General features: G+C 69.1%; 17 protein-coding genes and 1 other RNA gene. 5 read left to right on the forward strand and 13 right to left on the reverse strand.

The window, feature by feature from the left end:
* Positions 1-54: 54 nt before the first annotated feature.
* The 4 genes from ACPWT1_RS17710 to ACPWT1_RS17725 are packed head-to-tail and all read right to left on the reverse strand — an operon-like array spanning position 55 to position 2,784.
* On the reverse strand, positions 55-555 hold the full coding sequence (locus ACPWT1_RS17710) for an NAD-dependent epimerase/dehydratase family protein (protein ID WP_427912459.1): 501 nt from the start codon (positions 553-555) through the stop codon (positions 55-57).
* Complete coding sequence (locus ACPWT1_RS17715; RefSeq protein WP_427912460.1) at positions 534-1,091, reverse strand: NAD-dependent epimerase/dehydratase family protein; 558 nt, start codon at positions 1,089-1,091, stop codon at positions 534-536. Before ACPWT1_RS17715 ends, ACPWT1_RS17710 begins: the two co-directional genes overlap by 22 nt.
* Complete coding sequence (gene rfbC / locus ACPWT1_RS17720) at positions 1,088-1,654, reverse strand: dTDP-4-dehydrorhamnose 3,5-epimerase (RefSeq protein WP_427912461.1); 567 nt, start codon at positions 1,652-1,654, stop codon at positions 1,088-1,090. The genes ACPWT1_RS17715 and rfbC overlap by 4 nt, the downstream gene beginning before the upstream one ends.
* Positions 1,651-2,784 (reverse strand): hypothetical protein, encoded by a 1,134-nt coding sequence (locus ACPWT1_RS17725; RefSeq protein WP_427912462.1) that lies wholly within the window; start codon positions 2,782-2,784, stop codon positions 1,651-1,653. Before ACPWT1_RS17725 ends, rfbC begins: the two co-directional genes overlap by 4 nt.
* 208 nt (positions 2,785-2,992) lie before the next feature.
* Here ACPWT1_RS17725 and ACPWT1_RS17730 point away from each other — a divergent pair, with 208 nt between their 5' ends.
* The 3 genes from ACPWT1_RS17730 (at position 2,993) to ACPWT1_RS17740 (ending at position 6,443) form a co-directional block, all read left to right on the forward strand.
* Positions 2,993-3,718 carry an SDR family NAD(P)-dependent oxidoreductase gene (locus ACPWT1_RS17730; RefSeq protein ID WP_427912463.1) on the forward strand — a complete coding sequence of 242 codons (726 nt, stop codon included), beginning with the start codon at positions 2,993-2,995 and terminating at the stop codon, positions 3,716-3,718.
* A gap of 131 nt (positions 3,719-3,849) precedes the next feature.
* Positions 3,850-5,130, forward strand: coding sequence for a methyltransferase domain-containing protein (locus ACPWT1_RS17735; protein ID WP_427912464.1), 1,281 nt, complete (start codon positions 3,850-3,852; stop codon positions 5,128-5,130).
* Complete coding sequence (locus tag ACPWT1_RS17740; RefSeq protein WP_427912465.1) at positions 5,127-6,443, forward strand: DUF4910 domain-containing protein; 1,317 nt, start codon at positions 5,127-5,129, stop codon at positions 6,441-6,443. The genes ACPWT1_RS17735 and ACPWT1_RS17740 overlap by 4 nt, the downstream gene beginning before the upstream one ends.
* Here the strand turns inward: ACPWT1_RS17740 and ACPWT1_RS17745 are convergent.
* The 9 genes from ACPWT1_RS17745 to dnaX form a co-directional block, all read right to left on the reverse strand.
* Positions 6,440-7,126, reverse strand: coding sequence for a PIG-L deacetylase family protein (locus ACPWT1_RS17745; RefSeq protein WP_427912466.1), 687 nt, complete (start codon positions 7,124-7,126; stop codon positions 6,440-6,442). The genes ACPWT1_RS17740 and ACPWT1_RS17745 overlap by 4 nt on opposite strands.
* Positions 7,116-7,898, reverse strand: a complete 783-nt coding sequence (locus ACPWT1_RS17750; RefSeq protein WP_427912467.1) for a glucose-1-phosphate cytidylyltransferase — start codon at positions 7,896-7,898, stop codon at positions 7,116-7,118. The genes ACPWT1_RS17745 and ACPWT1_RS17750 overlap by 11 nt, the downstream gene beginning before the upstream one ends.
* Positions 7,899-8,093: 195 nt before the next feature.
* Positions 8,094-8,933: an ABC transporter permease gene (locus tag ACPWT1_RS17755; RefSeq protein WP_427912468.1), complete on the reverse strand. Its 840-nt coding sequence runs from the start codon at positions 8,931-8,933 to the stop codon at positions 8,094-8,096.
* A gap of 2 nt (positions 8,934-8,935) precedes the next feature.
* On the reverse strand, positions 8,936-9,751 hold the full coding sequence (locus ACPWT1_RS17760) for an ABC transporter ATP-binding protein (RefSeq protein ID WP_427912469.1): 816 nt from the start codon (positions 9,749-9,751) through the stop codon (positions 8,936-8,938).
* On the reverse strand, positions 9,748-10,794 hold the full coding sequence (locus ACPWT1_RS17765) for an ABC transporter substrate-binding protein (RefSeq protein ID WP_427912470.1): 1,047 nt from the start codon (positions 10,792-10,794) through the stop codon (positions 9,748-9,750). The genes ACPWT1_RS17760 and ACPWT1_RS17765 overlap by 4 nt, the downstream gene beginning before the upstream one ends.
* A gap of 115 nt (positions 10,795-10,909) precedes the next feature.
* Positions 10,910-11,326 (reverse strand): MAPEG family protein, encoded by a 417-nt coding sequence (locus ACPWT1_RS17770; RefSeq protein ID WP_427912471.1) that lies wholly within the window; start codon positions 11,324-11,326, stop codon positions 10,910-10,912.
* A gap of 34 nt (positions 11,327-11,360) precedes the next feature.
* On the reverse strand, positions 11,361-11,948 hold the full coding sequence (recR, locus tag ACPWT1_RS17775; RefSeq protein ID WP_427912472.1) for a recombination mediator RecR: 588 nt from the start codon (positions 11,946-11,948) through the stop codon (positions 11,361-11,363).
* Positions 11,948-12,280: a YbaB/EbfC family nucleoid-associated protein gene (locus ACPWT1_RS17780; protein WP_427912473.1), complete on the reverse strand. Its 333-nt coding sequence runs from the start codon at positions 12,278-12,280 to the stop codon at positions 11,948-11,950. The genes recR and ACPWT1_RS17780 overlap by 1 nt, the downstream gene beginning before the upstream one ends.
* Before the next feature lie 62 nt (positions 12,281-12,342).
* Complete coding sequence (gene dnaX / locus ACPWT1_RS17785; protein ID WP_427912474.1) at positions 12,343-14,160, reverse strand: DNA polymerase III subunit gamma/tau; 1,818 nt, start codon at positions 14,158-14,160, stop codon at positions 12,343-12,345.
* A gap of 63 nt (positions 14,161-14,223) precedes the next feature.
* Between dnaX and ffs the strand changes: the two genes are divergently transcribed.
* Together ffs and ACPWT1_RS17795 are read left to right on the forward strand one after the other, a co-directional pair.
* Positions 14,224-14,320: signal recognition particle sRNA small type (ffs, locus tag ACPWT1_RS17790), an RNA gene on the forward strand.
* Between the two features lie 149 nt (positions 14,321-14,469).
* Positions 14,470-15,738: an SGNH/GDSL hydrolase family protein gene (locus ACPWT1_RS17795; RefSeq protein WP_427912475.1), complete on the forward strand. Its 1,269-nt coding sequence runs from the start codon at positions 14,470-14,472 to the stop codon at positions 15,736-15,738.
* Positions 15,739-15,743: the final 5 nt, after the last annotated feature.

Below are 15,743 nucleotides of genomic sequence, written 5' to 3' on the forward strand. Positions count from 1 at the left end.
ATCGTACGGGCCCGGCTCCGGGCGGCGTGTCAGCCGATCCCGCCGCGGGCCGCGTCAGTAACGCCAGAAGAAGCGATCGTCGATCTGCCGCGTGGCGCTCAGGTACTTCAGCTGCTGCAGGCGCGTGAACGGCCGGGCCGCGAAGCCGGCACGGTCCAGGCCGATGCGCTCGAACACGTCGTGCAACTGGCGCGCCCCCTTGCGCGCATCCCAGCTGCAGCGGAAGCCGGGGAGCCGGGCGTGGATCTTGGAGAAGTCGACGCGGTAGCTGCGGTTGTCACCTCCGCTGGGGCCGAAGGTCAGCTCGCAGCCTGGATACACCCCGGCCACGATCTGCGCGATGTCGCGCACCTGGTAGTTGTCGGCGTCGTGGCCGACGTTGAAGACCTCGCCCTGGATCGCATCCTGGGGTGCCTCGAGCGCGCAGGCGATCGCCTCGCAGATGTCCAGCACGTGCACCAGCGGACGCCATGGCGTGCCATCGCTGGTCATTGCGATCTTGCCGGTGGTGGCCGCGATGCCGCACAGGTTGTTCAGCACGATGTCGAAGCGCATGCGCGGCGATGCGCCGTAGGCGGTGGCGTTGCGCAGGAAGGTCGGCGCAAAGTCGGGGCGGCCATCGCGCCGACATCGCGCTCGACCAGCGTCTTGCACACCGCATACGCGGTCTGCGGGTTGACGGGCGATTGCTCCGTCATCGGCGCCTGGCCGTCCGCCACGCCGTACACGCTGCACGAGGACGTGTAGACGAAGCGCTTCACGCCGGCGGACCTGGCCAGTTCGGCCAGCCGCACCGAGGCGCGGTGGTTGATCTCGTGGGTCAGCGCCGGCACGTTCTCGCCCAGCGGGTCGTTGGACAGCTCGGCCAGGTGCACGACGGCGTCCATGCCGCGCACGTGCTCGGGCCGGACCTCCCGGATGTCGCCGTTGATCGTGCGCGGGAAGCCCGGCACCAGCCCGCGGTCGCTGAACAGCCAGCCATCGCGGTAGTAGCCGGTGTCGTAGCCGACCACCTCGTGGCCGCGCGCCTGCAGCAGCGGCGCCAGCAGGCAGCCGATGTATCCCTCCACACCTGTCACGAACAGCTTCATGGATGCTCCTTCAGTGGGTCGGATGCCGCGGTCGCGGCGATGAATTCCGGCCAGGCCCGGTCCTTGTCGGCGATCACCGCCACCGGCCGCGGCCAGGCGATGCCGAACGCGGGGTCGTCGTGGCGCGCGCCGCGCTCGGCCTGCGGCGCATGGAACTCCGACACCTGGTAGACGACCACGGCCTCGTCGGTCAGCGAGATGAATCCGTGCGCGAACCCCTTGGGCACGAGCAATGCCCGGCCGGTGGCTTCACCGAGTGCGACGCCCAGCCACCTGCAGAAGGTGGCCGAGCCCGGCCGGATGTCGACGATCGCGTCCCAGACCGCCCCGCGCACGCAGCGCACCAGCTTGTCTTCCTGGTGCGGCGCCGCCTGCCAGTGCATGCCGCGCAAGGTGCCGGCGCGGTGCGTCACCGAGACGTTGGACTGCACCATGCGCGTGGGCAGGCCGTGCGCCGCGAATTCACGCTCGCAGTACGTGCGGGCGAACCAGCCTCGCGCATCCGCACGCGGCTCCACGTCGACGAGCATCGCGCCGGGCAGCTCGGTCGGCACGAAGATCATCGGCCGAGCGCCCCGTCCCCGCGCGGCAAGGCGTCGCCGGTGCGCTGCGCCAGGCTGCCCACCGCAGCGCCCTGGCCGACCAGCCGATCGAGGGTGGGCGCCTGCGCCGCGTGCACGGCCGGCCGGGCTGCCGCGGCGCGGTCGTGCAGCGCGGGTTGCGGCCGCGTCGGCGCCGGCGTGCCGACGCGCGCAGGGACGACGCCCACCAGCTCGCCCAGCACACGCAGGCGCACAGGCGCCGCGGGGTCGTCGGGAAACTTGCGGGCGAACCAGGCTGTCGACTCGCGCAGCAGCGGCAGGTCGTCCTCGTCGAAGAAGCCGGGGTGGGCACCGTCGTACTTCTTGAGCAGGTGGTTCAGCGGCGCATGCTCCGGAGCCAGCTGCATCAGCATGGTCGGGAACAGGAACTCCTCGGCGATGCACAGGCGGCTGAAATAGTCGCGCACGCCGGGCTGCTCGAAGAACGCCACCATGCGCTCGACGATCTCGCGCCGCGCGCAGAACCAGGGGCTGCCGTAGTAGGGCCGCAGGCTCTCGTCGAACGGGTGGCGTCCGATCGCGGGCCGCCGCAGGGCTGCCATCAGCAGGGCCGCGGGCCAGGACCGCCATCCCTCGCCGCCCTGCGTGCGCAGCCAGATGCCGGCTTCGTCGCGGCGCGCCTGCGAGCGCGCGTAGTACAGGTCGGTGGCGCGCCGGGCGATGCGGTGAAGCAAGGAGCCTTGCGGCGTGAAGGCGCGGTAGCCCACGCTCATGAGGGCGTCGCGGTCGGCCAGCAGGTCGATGGCATCGAAATGCGCGGGCGCGCCCTGCCCGACCCACTCCTCGTAGCGGGCCATCGGCTTGATCGGCAGGCAGGTGGGACTGAGCAGCTGGAGGTAGTCGAAGTCCAGGTGCGCCAATGCGTACCGCAGCGAATGGAAGATGCCGTCGACGAAGCCGAAGAACGCCCAGCCCGTTCGGCGCGGGTCGGGCACGAAACGCACGTTGGGGGCCGTGAGGGGGAAATGGGGCGTCTGCGAATGGTCGTGGTGCACGAGCACCACGTGGGGGTCCAGCGTCCGCGCGAGCTGGTCCACCGTCTCCGGCCTGCTGACCGCGGACATCACGAGGAAGACCAGTCGTGGCTGCATCGACGCCTCCGTTCGGGTTCTGCTGCACAGCGCGTCCGATCCCGACGCGAATTCCCACCGCCGAGAGGCTAACGACAGCTGGACATGCCTTGTGCAACGACTCGACCTTTCGGGGCATCGTCCTACGCGCCGGCACTGCCGGTTCCGACATAACTCGACGGTCGCCTGGCGGGTGATGCGTCCACAGCCCGGCCTTCGGAGGGCCGCCATGAACCCCATCGAGCACTGCAACGCGATCGTGACCGGGGCCAGCAGCGGCATCGGCCAGGCGATCGCGCTCGGCCTGGCCGGCCCATCCGTCCGGCTCTCGCTGGTGGGCCGCGGCGCCGAGCGGCTGCAAAACGTCGCGACAGCCGCGCAGCAGAAAGGCGCGAACGTTCGGTGCCATCGAGCGGACCTGGCCGCCGATGCCGAGCTCGATGGGCTCGCCGCCGGGCTGGCCGCCGAAGGTCCCGTGCACGTGCTGGTGCACGCGGCCGGCGCGCTCTCCTGGGGGCCGCTGCAGGAGGCCAGCACGATCGACCTCGACCGGCAGTACCGCATCAACGTGCGGGCGCCCTTCGTCCTCACCCAGCGCCTGCTGCCGCAGTTGCGCTCGTGCCGCGGACAGGTGCTGTTCGTCAACTCCACCGCCGGCCTGGCCGCCGGCGCCAACGTCGGGCCGTACGCCGCCACCAAGCACGCGCTGAAGGCGCTCGCCGACTCGCTGCGCGAGGAAGTCAATCCAGACGGCGTGCGCGTGCTCAGCCTGTTCCTGGGACGCACCGCCAGTCCGATGCAGGCGGACGTGCATGCGCGGGAAGGGCGGCCCTACCGACCGGAGCTGTTGATGCAGCCTGACGACGTGGCCTGGGTCGCGCTGCAGGCACTGGCCGCGCCGCGCAGCGTCGAGATCACCGAGATCCGCATGCGTCCCATGGTGAAGTCGTACTGAACTCGCGACGCTCCTACACACCCGCACGGCGTCGTCCCACAGGAGAGGCATGGCCGAGGCCAGACCGGCTTCCCATAATGAAACTGCCCAGCCAGCGCGGGGGGCGCATTCGACCAGTGGAGGAGCTCTCGATGTCGATCGCGATCGATCAACCGGCTGCGGCCGGCCTGGGGACGATCACCCACGCCTCCTGCCGGTTCTGCGGCGCGCCGCTGCGCCACACGTTCACGGACCTGGGCATGTCGCCGCCGTGCGAGAGCTTCCTGGAGGCGCACCAGCTGAATTGCATGGAGGCGTTCTACCCGCTGCACGTCCACGTGTGCGAGCGCTGCTTCCTGGTGCAACTGGAGGAGTACATCAGCCCCGAGGAGATCTTCACCGAGTACGCGTACTTCTCCTCGTACTCGGACAGCTGGCTCGCCCATGCGAAGGCGTACACCGAGCGCATGATCGAGCGCTTCCACCTCGGCCCCGACAGCCTCGCGGTGGAGCTGGCGAGCAACGACGGCTACCTGCTGCAGTACTTCGTGCAGCGCGGCATTCCGGTCCTGGGCGTGGAGCCGGCTGCGAACGTCGCGCGCGAGGCGGTGAAGAAGGGCATCCCGACCCTGGTGCGGTTCTTCGGCCGCGAACTCGCCCAGCAGATGGTGCGCGACGGGACGCAGGCCGACCTGATTCTGGGCAACAACGTGTTCGCCCACGTGCCGGACGTGTGCAGTTTCACCGCCGGCATGAAGACGCTGCTGAAGCCCCAAGGCGTGATCACGCTGGAGTTTCCGCACCTGATGCGCCTGATGGAAGGCAACCAGTTCGACACCATCTACCACGAGCACTTCTCGTACTTCTCGTTCATCACGGCGACCCAGGTGCTCGCGAAGTTCGGCCTGACGGTGTTCGACGTGGAGGAGCTGCCCTCGCACGGCGGATCGCTGCGCGTCTATGCGCGCCACGCGGAAGACGATTCGAAGCCCGTCGGCGACCGCGTGCACGAGCTCACCCGGCGCGAAGAGCTGGCCGGCTTCACGCGGATGGAGACCTACCGCGCCTTCGACGAACGCGTGAAGGAGACCAAGCGCCGCATCCTCTCGTTCCTGATCGATGCACGGCGGCAAGGCAAGAGCGTGGTCGGCTACGGCGCACCGGGCAAGGGAAACACGCTCCTGAACTACTGCGGCATCCGCACCGACCTGCTGGACTACACCGTCGACCGCAACCCGTACAAGCACGGCAGGTTCCTGCCCGGCACGCACATCCCGGTGTTCGCGCCGGAGAAGATCCGGGAAACGAGGCCGGACTACGTCTTCATCCTGCCCTGGAACCTGAAGAAGGAGATTCGGGGGCAGCTGGCGTACATCCGCGAATGGGGCGGCAAGTTCGTGGTGCCCATTCCCGACGTGGAGGTCTTCGAGTGAGTGACGGCGCCGGGCCGGCGGACGAAGCTGCTTCCCCGGGCCCGGCGATGCACGCGCTGCTGCGCGAGCTGTATCCCATCTGCCGCAGCATCACCGGCGACGGCGTGCGGCAGACCCTCGCGCGTCTTGGGCAGGAGATCGCGCTCGAGGTGCACGAAGTGCCCAGCGGCACGCAGGTGTTCGACTGGACGGTTCCGCGCGAATGGAACATCCGTGACGCGTACGTCAAGAACGCCGCCGGCGAGCGCGTGATCGACTTCCGCCGCCACAACCTGCACGTGGTGAGCTACAGCGTCCCGGTGCGGCGCACGATGTCGCTCGCCGAGTTGCGGCCGCACCTGCACACGCTGCCGGACCAGCCCGACCTGATCCCCTACCGCACCTCCTACTACCGGGAGTCGTGGGGCTTCTGCCTCGCGCATCGCGACCTCGAGCGACTGCCCGATGGCGAGTACGAGGTGTGCATCGACGCCACGCTGGCGGACGGCCACCTCACCTACGGCGAATGCTTCCTGCCCGGCACCTCGCCGGACGAGGTGCTGGTGTCATGCCATGTCTGCCATCCTTCGCTGTGCGATGACAACCTGTCGGGCATCGTGGTCGCGACGTTCCTGGCCCGTCACCTGGCGCGCCAGTCGCGCCGGCTGTCGTACCGCTTCGTGTTCATTCCGGGAACGATCGGCGCCATCACCTGGCTCAGCCGAAACGAGGACCGCGCGCAGGCCATCCGGCATGGCCTGGTGCTCACCTGCATCGGTGACCGCGCGGGCTTCACGTACAAGCGCAGCCGCCGCGGCACGGCGACGATCGACCGCGCCGTGGAGCATGTCCTGGGGCACCTGCCGGAACGATCGACGACCATCGATTTCTCGCCCTACGGCTATGACGAGCGGCAGTACTGCTCGCCGGGCTTCGACCTGCCGGTGGGGTGCCTGATGCGAAGCCACCATGGCCGCTTCCCGCAGTACCACACGTCGGCCGACGACCCGGACTTCGTCGATCCCGCGCAGCTGGCCGGTGCGCTGGCGACGCTCCAGTCCGTCTTCGAGGTGCTCGAACACGACCGCGCCTGGCGGAACCTGAATCCCAGGTGCGAGCCGCAGCTGGGCAAGCGCGGGCTGTACGGCGCCGTGGGAGGCAGTGGGATCGCGCAGCTGGAGATGGCGATGTTGTGGGTGCTGAACCTGTCGGACGGACGCTTCACGCTGCTGGACATCGCGCAGCGGTCCGCCCTGCCCTTCGCCGTGATCCGGCACGCCGCGGACCTGCTGGCACGGCACGGCCTGCTCGCCCCGTGCGAGCCGGCGGGCTAGACGCCAAGCACCAGCTTGCGTCCGTGGAACGCCTCCGCGTAGCCCTCCGGGGCCGCGCATTCGATGCCGCGCAGGCGCGCCAGCGCGAGGAAGGTGTCCTCGGTCATCCACGCCTTGTTGCCCTCGGACTGGAACACCTCGCAGATGTGGCGCGCCTTGCGCTCGCAGACCGCCCGGGACAGCGGGCTGTAGACGTTCGGGCGCCCCAGGTCGCCGTCGTACTTGGGAATCTCGTACTCGAGGATTGCGTGGCGCCGCCAGGTGTTCCAGGTCAGGTCGCTCACGGTGCGGTGGTCCTGGTGGCGATCGTCGCGGCAGTGCGTGAACACGAGGTGCGGGTCGACTTCCTTCTTCAGCGCCTCGAAGAACTCCTTGATTCCGGCGCCTTCGTGCGGGAAGAAACCGTCTCGGAACCGGTTCACCATCACCTGGCTGTCGGGTGCCGCGTCCTGCAGGTAGAGCGCCGCGCTCGCCCGCGCCTCCTGCTCGCGCACCGGCGTGGAACTGAACACCACCCAGGTGACCTGCACGCCGGGTCGCGCGGCCAGCAGCTGCAGCACGGTGCCGCCGCAGCCGATCTCGATGTCGTCGCAATGCGCGCCGAGCAGCAGCAGCCGCAGCGGGACCGAAGGGTCGCGCGGAAGGCCGAACTGCAGCATCGCCAGGGTGCGCTCAGCGCACATCCTCCAGCTGCTGCGAGGCATCACGGTTCTTGCGCGCCGTCTTCCAGATCTCCCAGGGCGCGGCCCCCGTGGCATACAGCGTCTCCAGCTGCTGCTTGTCCTTGAGCGTGTCCATGCTCGCCCAGTACCCGTCGTACGAATAGCCAAGGAGCTGCCGCTCGCGCGCGAGCCGGCGGAACGGTTCCTCGACCAGTTCCTCCTTGTCGCGCATGTACTTGAAGATGTCCTTCTTGAAGATGAAGTAGCCGCCGTTGATGCGCAGGTCGCCGTTGTCGATGGGCCGGATGTCCGAGACCATCGGCCCCTGCATGGAGACGACGTGATAGCTCAAATTGGGCCGCACGCACAGGAAGCTGGCCACCTTGTCGTGCATGCGGAAGTGATCCAGCTGCTGCGGCAACGGCAGGTCGGTGAGGCCGTCGCTGTAGTTGGCGAGGAACACCTCCTCGCCCTCCAGGTACTTCTGCGCGGCCTTCAGGCGCTGCCCGATATTGGAGGAAATGCCGGTGTCCGCGAACGTGATGCGCCAGTCATCGATGTCGCGGCTCATCATCTCGAGCGTCTTGCCGCCACCCGACAGGACGAAGTCGTTCGAGACGCACTCGTTGTAGTTGAGAAAGTAGTTCTTGATGGCGTCGGCCCGGTAGCCGAGGCAGAGAACGAAGTCCTTGTGCCCGAAGTGCGCGTAGTACTTCATCACGTGCCACAGGAGCGGCCGATGCCCGATGTGCACCAGCGGCTTGGGCAGGTTCTCGGCATCGCGGATGCGCATTCCCAAACCACCACAAAACAAAACGACTTTCATCGGCGTGTCCTGTCGTCAGGCTGATCGGCACATCCGGGCTGGACGTGGTATCCGGAGTTTGTGGCAGCGCTGCCCGGCGACGCATGAGGCGTGCAGGCCGGTTTCCGCACTTACGTCTTGCCATCGGTTGAGGCGGAGCCTCTCACCGGGCGGGAGAAAGCGCTACAGCTTCTCCGTCTCGCCCTGGCGCGGCTGCCACTTCATCAGCCGGCGCTCGATGCCGCCAACCAGGCCGTCGAGCACGAGCGCGAACGCCGTGAGCACCACGATGCCGGCGAACACCGTGTTCACGTCGAACACACCTTCCGCCTGCAGGATCAGGTAGCCCACGCCGCGCGCCGATCCCAGGTATTCGCCGACCACGGCGCCGACGAAGGCCAGTCCCACCGAGGTGTGCAGGCTGGAGAACACCCAGCTGGTGGCGCTTGGCAGGTAGACCGTGCGCAGCAGTTGCCGGTGGCTGGCGCCCAGCATGCGCGCGTTGGCCAGCACCACGGGACTCACCTCCTTCACGCCCTGGTAGACGTTGAAGAAGACGATGAAGAACACCAGCGTGACCGCCAGTGCCACCTTGCTCCAGATGCCCAGGCCGAACCACAGCGCGAAGATCGGCGCCAGGATGACGCGCGGCATCGAGTTGGCGGCCTTGATGTACGGATCGAGGATCGCGCCGGCGGTCGGCGCCAGTGCGAGCCAGAGGCCGAACACCAGGCCCAGCAGCGTGCCGACGCCGAACGCGAGCACGGTCTCGAGCAGCGTCACGCCCAGGTGCAGGTAGATGTCGGCATTGCCTTGCAGGCCTTCGGGGAACAGCGCGTTGGCGGGCAGCGCGATCGGCATGAACCAGGTCCAGATGCGCCCGGCCACCTGCACCGGCTGGCCGAGGAAGAACGCGGTCTGCTCGTTGCGCGACAGCAGGTGCCAGGCGACCAGCAGCACGACCAGCAGCGCGACCTGCCAGGCGCGCAGGTTCTTCTCGTTGGGCCGCAGCGCGTTCCACATGGTCAGGCGGCCTTCTTCAACTGCTGCGCATAGCCCTTGAGCACCTCGTCGCGCAGCACGCCCCAGATGCGCGCGTGCAGTTCGACGAAGCGCGGATCGTTGCGCACCTCGGCGACGTCGCGCGGGCGCGGCAGGTCGATGGCGAACTCGCCGATCGGGCGCGTGGCCGGGCCGGCCGACAGCACCACCACGCGATCGCTCATCGCAATCGCTTCATCCAGGTCGTGCGTGATGAAGAGCACCGCCTTGCGCTTGGCGGCCCAGAGGTCCAGCACCTCGTTTTCCATCAGCTGGCGCGTCTGCACGTCCAGCGCGGAGAACGGTTCGTCCATGAGGATGATGTCCGGATCGAGCGCGAGCACCTGGGCCAGGGCCGTGCGCTTGCGCATGCCGCCCGACAGCTGGTGCGGGTAGTGGTGCTCGAAGCCGGCCAGGCCCACGCGTGCCAGCCAGGCCCTGGCCTGCTCGCGCGCCTGCGCGTCGGGCACGCCGCGGTACTGCAGGCCCACCAGCACGTTGTCGATGGTGCTGCGCCAGGGCATCAGCGCCTCGGCCTGGAACATGTAGCCGGCGCGCCGGTTGACGCCCTGCAGCGGCTTGCCGAACACCTGCACCTGGCCCGACGAGGGCTGCAGCAGCCCGGCCCCGACATTCAGCAGCGTCGACTTGCCGCAGCCGGTGGGGCCGACGACCGAGACGAACTCGCCGGCCGCGATCCGCAGCGTGGTGCCACCGACCGCTGTGTGGCGCTGGCGCGGATCGTCCTTGGACCGGAACGTGACGGTGATGTCCAGCAGCTCGAGCGCGTGGGACGTCACGCCTTGAACCGCTCCTTGGCACGGCGCGCGAACTCGTTGGTGTAGGTGCGGGCCAGGTCGATCTTCTCGGGCTTGATGCTGGGCTCGAAGCTGGCCAGCGCCTTCAGCGCGGTGCGCGCGCCGTCGTCGGGCAGCACGCCATCCAGGCCGATCGCCTCGCGCACCTTGTTGAACGACGCCAGGTAGAGGCCGCGGTCGCCGAGCAGGTACGACTCGGGCACGGTCTTGATGATGTCGCTGGGGCCCGCGGTCTGCAGCCACTTGAGGCCGTGCACGATGGCGTTGGCCAGCGCCTGGCAGGTGTTGGGATTGGCCTTGACGAAGTCGGCGTTGGTGTAGAGGCACGCCGCGGGCATCGGGCCGCCGAACACCTCCTGCGTGCCCTTCAGCGTGCGCGTGTCGCTGATGATCTTCACGTCGCCCTTCTGCTCGAGCATCGTCATGACCGGGTCGGTGTTGCTCATCGCATCGATCTGGCCCGAGCGCAGCGCGGCCAGCGCGCCCGACGACGTGCCCACGCCGACGAAGCTGACGTCGCTGGGCTGCAGGCCGGCGCGCGACAGCACCAGGTTGGCGATCATGTTGGTGGACGAGCCGGGCGCCGAGACGCCGATCTTCTTGCCCTTGAGATCCTTCAGGCTCTTGTAGCCCGGCATGGTCTTGTTGGACACGCCGATCGCGATCTGCGGGGCGCGCCCCATCAGCACGATCTCCTGGATGAACTGGTGCCGGGCCTGCATGTTGATGGTGTGCTCGTACGCACCGCTCACCACGTCGGCCGAGCCGCCCACCAGCGCCTGCAGCGCCTTGGCGCCGCCCGCGAAATCGGAGATCTCCACGTCCAGGCCCTCGGCCTTGAAGTAGCCCAGCTGCTCGGTGATGGTGAGCGGCAGGTAGTAGAAGGCCGCCTTGCCGCCCACGGCGAGCGACAGCTTCGGCTTCTCGATGCGGCCCTGCGCGCGCAGCGCGGGAACGGCCAGCGCTGCGGCGGTGACAGTGGCCCCGAGGGCGAAACCGCGGCGCGTCAGGCGGGGTTGGCTCATGGCGAATCCTCTCTGTTTTCCTTGTGCTGCGAGGGTAGCGAGCAGGCTTGTGCACCGCATCAGGACCATCCCGTGCGGGTTTTCACGTAAAGGGCGGAACGAGGTTCCGCAGGGGTCAGTACAGCGCGGTCAGGAGGATGCCGACATTGACCACGAACGCAGCGGCCCAGATCAGCGACCGCACCGTCGCGAGGCCCGCCACGTACATCGCGATGTAGATGATGCGCAGCGTGACGAACAGCACCGCGAGGATGTCCAGCATCGTCTGCGGCGCGCGCAGCTGGTGGGCGATGATCACCGCGCCGATGAAGAACGGCAGCGCCTCGAAGCTGTTGGCCTGGGCGGCATCGGCACGTGCGTGCCAGTCGGTCAGCTTGCGCAGCCACGCGCGCGGGTGGTCGTTGTCATAGCCGCCCTGCTTGCGCGGCTTGCCGAAGCCCGCGGACTTCGCCAGGTACGCGCAGACGTACGGCAGCAGCGCGGCCACCAGCACGCACCAATAGGCCACGGTGAATCGCAGCGTGGGTTCCAAGACTCCGTCCTCCTCGAAAATTCTCGTTGTGTTTTCAGCGTCGATCCACGAGCGCGTGGGCGATCGTGCCCAGGTCGACGTATTCCAGCTCGCTGCCCGCCGGCACCCCGCGCGCGAGCCTCGTGACCTTGAGGCCGCGCTGCTTGAGCGCCTCGCCGATCACGTGCGCCGTGGCCTCGCCCTCGGCGGTGAAGTTGGTGGCCAGGATCACTTCCTGCACCACGCCGTCGGTGGCGCGCTCGAACAGCTTGGCCAGGCCGATGTCACGCGGGCCGATGCCGTCCAGCGGGCTCAGCTTGCCCATGAGCACGAAGTAGCGGCCGCGGTAGGCATTGGTGCGCTCCAGCGCCGCCTGGTCGGCGGGCGTCTCGACGACGGCGAGCTTGGTGGCATCGCGCGCCGGATCGCGGCAGGTGCCGCACACCTCGTCCTCGGTGAAGGTGTGGCACAGGGTGCAATGGCGCACGCGCGCCGTCGCCTGCATCAGCGATTGCGCCAGCAGCTGCGCGCCTTCGCGATCGTGCTGCAGCAGGTGGAACGCCATCCGCGATGCGGACTTCACGCCCACGCCGGGCAGGCGGCGCAGCGCTTCGATCAGGGCGTTGAGGGAGGCGTCGGCCACTAAAAGGGCAGCTTCATGCCGCCCGGCAGACCGGGCATGCCGGCCGTGATCTTGCCGAGCTTCTCCTGCGAGGTTTCCTCGGCCTTGCGCACGGCGGCATTGAAGGCGGCCGCGACCAGGTCCTCGAGCATGTCCTTGTCGTCGGCCAGCAAGCTGGGATCGATGGCGACGCGCTTGACGTCGTGCTTGCAGGTCATGGTCACCTTGACCAGCCCCGCGCCCGACTCGCCCGTGACCTCGATGGTGGCGAGTTCGTCCTGGGCCTTCTTCAGGTTGTCCTGCATGGCCTGGACCTGCTTCATCAGGCCGGCGAGTTGTCCCTTGTTGAACATTGCGAATCCTTTGCTGTGGCGGGCCTTGCCGCCGTCGACGATCTCTCTTGCACCGGCACCCGCTACGCGGGCTTGATGCTGCCAGGCACGATTTTGGCCCCAAAGTCGCGCACCATCTGCTGCACGAACGGGTCGTTGTGGATCACGGCTTCGGCCTGCTTCTGCCGCTCCGCCGCCGCGGCAGCATTGCGCCGCGCGGGGCTGTCGATCACGGTGCCGATCTCGATCCCCAGGTCCACCGCGTGGCCCGCCGCACGCAGCGCGTTCTGCAGCCGCTCGCGCGAGGCACCCTGGTTGAGCGACTCGCGCTCCACGCGCAGCAGCCAGTGCCCGGTGTCGCGCGCCACCAGCTGCGACTGCAGCGCCAGTTCGCGCGAGAGCGCCGTGACCGCTTCGCTGGCCACCAGTTGCTGCACCGTGGCGTGCCAGAAGTCGCCCTCGTCGGTGCGCTCGAACTCGGTGGGCGGCCGCGATGGCTCGCGGGACGGCTCGGGCTGCACGCGCACCGGAACGCCGACCACGTCCTGCGCGGGCCGATCGCGCACCAGCATCGGCTCGCGCCGGCGTTGCTCGACGACGGGCAGCACCTGGCCGGGTGGTACCTCGCCAGCGGCGTTGCGCGCAGGTGCGGGGGTGGGAGCCGGTTGTGCCGCGACGGCGGGCGCCACTGCGGGCATCGGCGCAGGCTGCGGACGCGCCGGCGGCGGTGCCGCAGCGCGTTCAGGCGACGGTTGCGTCAGCCCTGGAGTTTTTTTTTCAGCCGGTGCCGTGGCGGCTGCTGTCGCACCGGGTTTGAAGGCCAGCAATCGCAGCAGCACCATCGTGAGCGCCGCGTATTCGTCCGGGGCCAGGCCCAGCTCGGCCCGGCCGTGCAGGCACATCGTGTAGAGCAGCTGGGTCTCGTCCGCCGGCAGCGCGGCCGCGAGGCGCGCGATCTCCGGCGCGTCGGGGTCGTCGGAGGATGCGGTGGGCACGGCCTGCACCACGGCCATGCGCTGCAGCACGGCCGCCATCTCCTCCAGCGCACCGGCGGCGCTGAGGCCCTGCATCCGCAGCGAGTCGGCGATCTGCACCACCGTGCCGCCGTCACCGGCCGCGAGTGCGTCGATCAGGCGGAACACGTAGCCGCGATCGACGCTGCCCAGCATCTGGCGCACGCCCGCTTCCTGCAGCTGGCCGCCGCCATAGGCGATCGCCTGGTCAGTGAGCGACAGGGCATCGCGCATCGAGCCGCGCGCGCCGCGGGCCAGCAAGCGCAGCGCCTGCACGTCCGCGTCGATGCCCTCGGCCTGCAGCACATGGCCCAGGTGCGACTGCACCGTCTCGGGTGCCATCGGCCGCAGGTTGAACTGCAGGCAGCGCGAGAGCACGGTGACCGGCACCTTCTGCGGGTCGGTGGTGGCCAGCACGAACTTGAGGTACTCGGGCGGCTCCTCCAGCGTCTTGAGCATTGCGTTGAACGCATGCCCGGTGAGCATGTGCACCTCGTCGATCATGAAGACCTTGAAGCGGCCCTGCACCGGCTTGTAGACCGCCTGCTCCAGCAGCGTCTGCACCTCGTCCACCCCCCGGTTGGAGGCGGCGTCCAGCTCGGTGTAGTCGACGAAGCGGCCGCCGTCGATCTCGGTGCAGGCCTGGCAGACGCCGCACGGCGTGGCGGTGATCCCGCCCTGCCCGTCCGGGTCCTGGCAGTTGAGCGACTTGGCGAGGATGCGCGACACCGTGGTCTTGCCCACGCCGCGCGTGCCGGTGAAGAGGTAGGCGTGGTGCAGCCGCTGCTGGGTGAGCGCGTTGGCCAGCGCCTGCACGACGTGCTCCTGCCCCACCATCTCGCCGAAATTCTTCGGCCGGTACTTGCGGGCGAGCACGACGTACGACATCGCGGCGATTCTAAAGGCGTGCGGGGGCGAGCTCTGCGGCGCGGCTCGCCTACAATCGGCAGTGACGGGCCTCCCCGCATGGTGAAGCGGCCAACCGGGTCAGGTGGGGAACCAAGCAGCCCTAACTGTGGAGCCAGTGCCGGGGGTAAGGCTCGTCAACCTCCCTTCTCGAATCGACCTCGCGCGAACCGTCGCGTGACCGCCTGCGCTCGTGCCCAGGTGAAACATTGGTTGCGGCGGCTGGACTCAACGGCGGCTTCTTCTATGGTGGACAGGCGTTCGTCCGCGTCCAACGAGGAGGAGACCGCCATGACGCCCACGCATTCCAGCCCGCTGCTGGCCGGCTGCCTCAGCGCGATGCTGCTCACCGCCTGCGGCGGGGGCGGCAGCAGCGATGCCACGCCAGGAGCCGCGAGCAACGCACCGCCCACGGAGTCGGCGCCCGTCGCGACTGGCGCCCCGCCTCCAGTCTCTGCCGCACCTCCCACAGCCGCCGCGCCCGGTGTCCCGGCCGCGGCCCTCACCTCCGCACCTCGCATCAGGCGCCTCATCGTCGCCGGTGACAGCCTCGCCGACGTCGGCACCTTCGGCTTCAAGTTCACCGTGCAGGACGCCGCCAATGCCGTCGGCTTTCCGGTGTTCCCCGAGCTGGTGGGTGCGGCGCATGGCCTGCCCGGCGGCTGCAGCTTCTACATGGACAACGGCGCGGGCGGCGTGGTGGCGCGCGGCGATCCGCGCTGCACGAACTTCGCTGTCGGCGGTGCCGTCATCCTGCGGGGCAGTGGCCCGCAAGGCATCCCGGCCCAGCTGGGTGACGTGGCCGCGACGCTCGGCGGTCACTTCGACCCCGGTGACCTGCTGCTGGTGGACGGTGGCGGCAACGACGCTTCCGAGCTCGCAGCGGCGTACGTCACCGGCGTCATAAGCCGCACCGGCCTGCTCGCCTACATCGCGTTCCTCGCGCGCGAGGTCAGCGTCGGCGACCTCCTGGGCACCATCCCGGGTTCGGACAGCCTGGCGCGCACGACGCTTCTCTACATGGAGAAGGCGGCCGACACGCTCGTCGAAGCCATCATCGGCCAGGCACTCGCCCGCGGTGCGACGCAGGTCGCCGTGCTGAACGTGCCCGACGTGACGCGCACGCCGCGCTTCACGACCGCCTACGCGAAGCTGGTGCAGGAGAAGGGCCTCGACGAAGCCGTGGCCGTGCTGGCCACCGTGCGCAAGGCGGTGGGCGCCTTCAATGCGCGCCTGCAGCAACGCCTGCAGGGCGACCCGCGCGTGGCGGTGGTCGACCTGCGCGCCGCCGTCGACGAGGAACTCACGCATGGCGCCACGTACGGGCTCACCGACGTGGCGCATGCGGCCTGCCCGGTCACGGGCCTGAGCAGCGCGGGGCTGCCCGAGTGGGACCTGCGGACCTGCACGTCCGCGGCGCTGGACAGCGCCTCCGCGGGCGCCGCCCCGGGCTGGTGGACCACCTGGGCGTTCTCGGACGGCTTCCATCCCACGCCTGCGGGCCATCGCCTGCTGGCAGCGACGGTGAACCGCGCCCTCGACACCGCGTGGTCGCCCTGAACGCG

This window comes from Ramlibacter sp. MMS24-I3-19, assembly GCF_050320135.1.
GTDB lineage: Bacteria > Pseudomonadota > Gammaproteobacteria > Burkholderiales > Burkholderiaceae_C > Ramlibacter.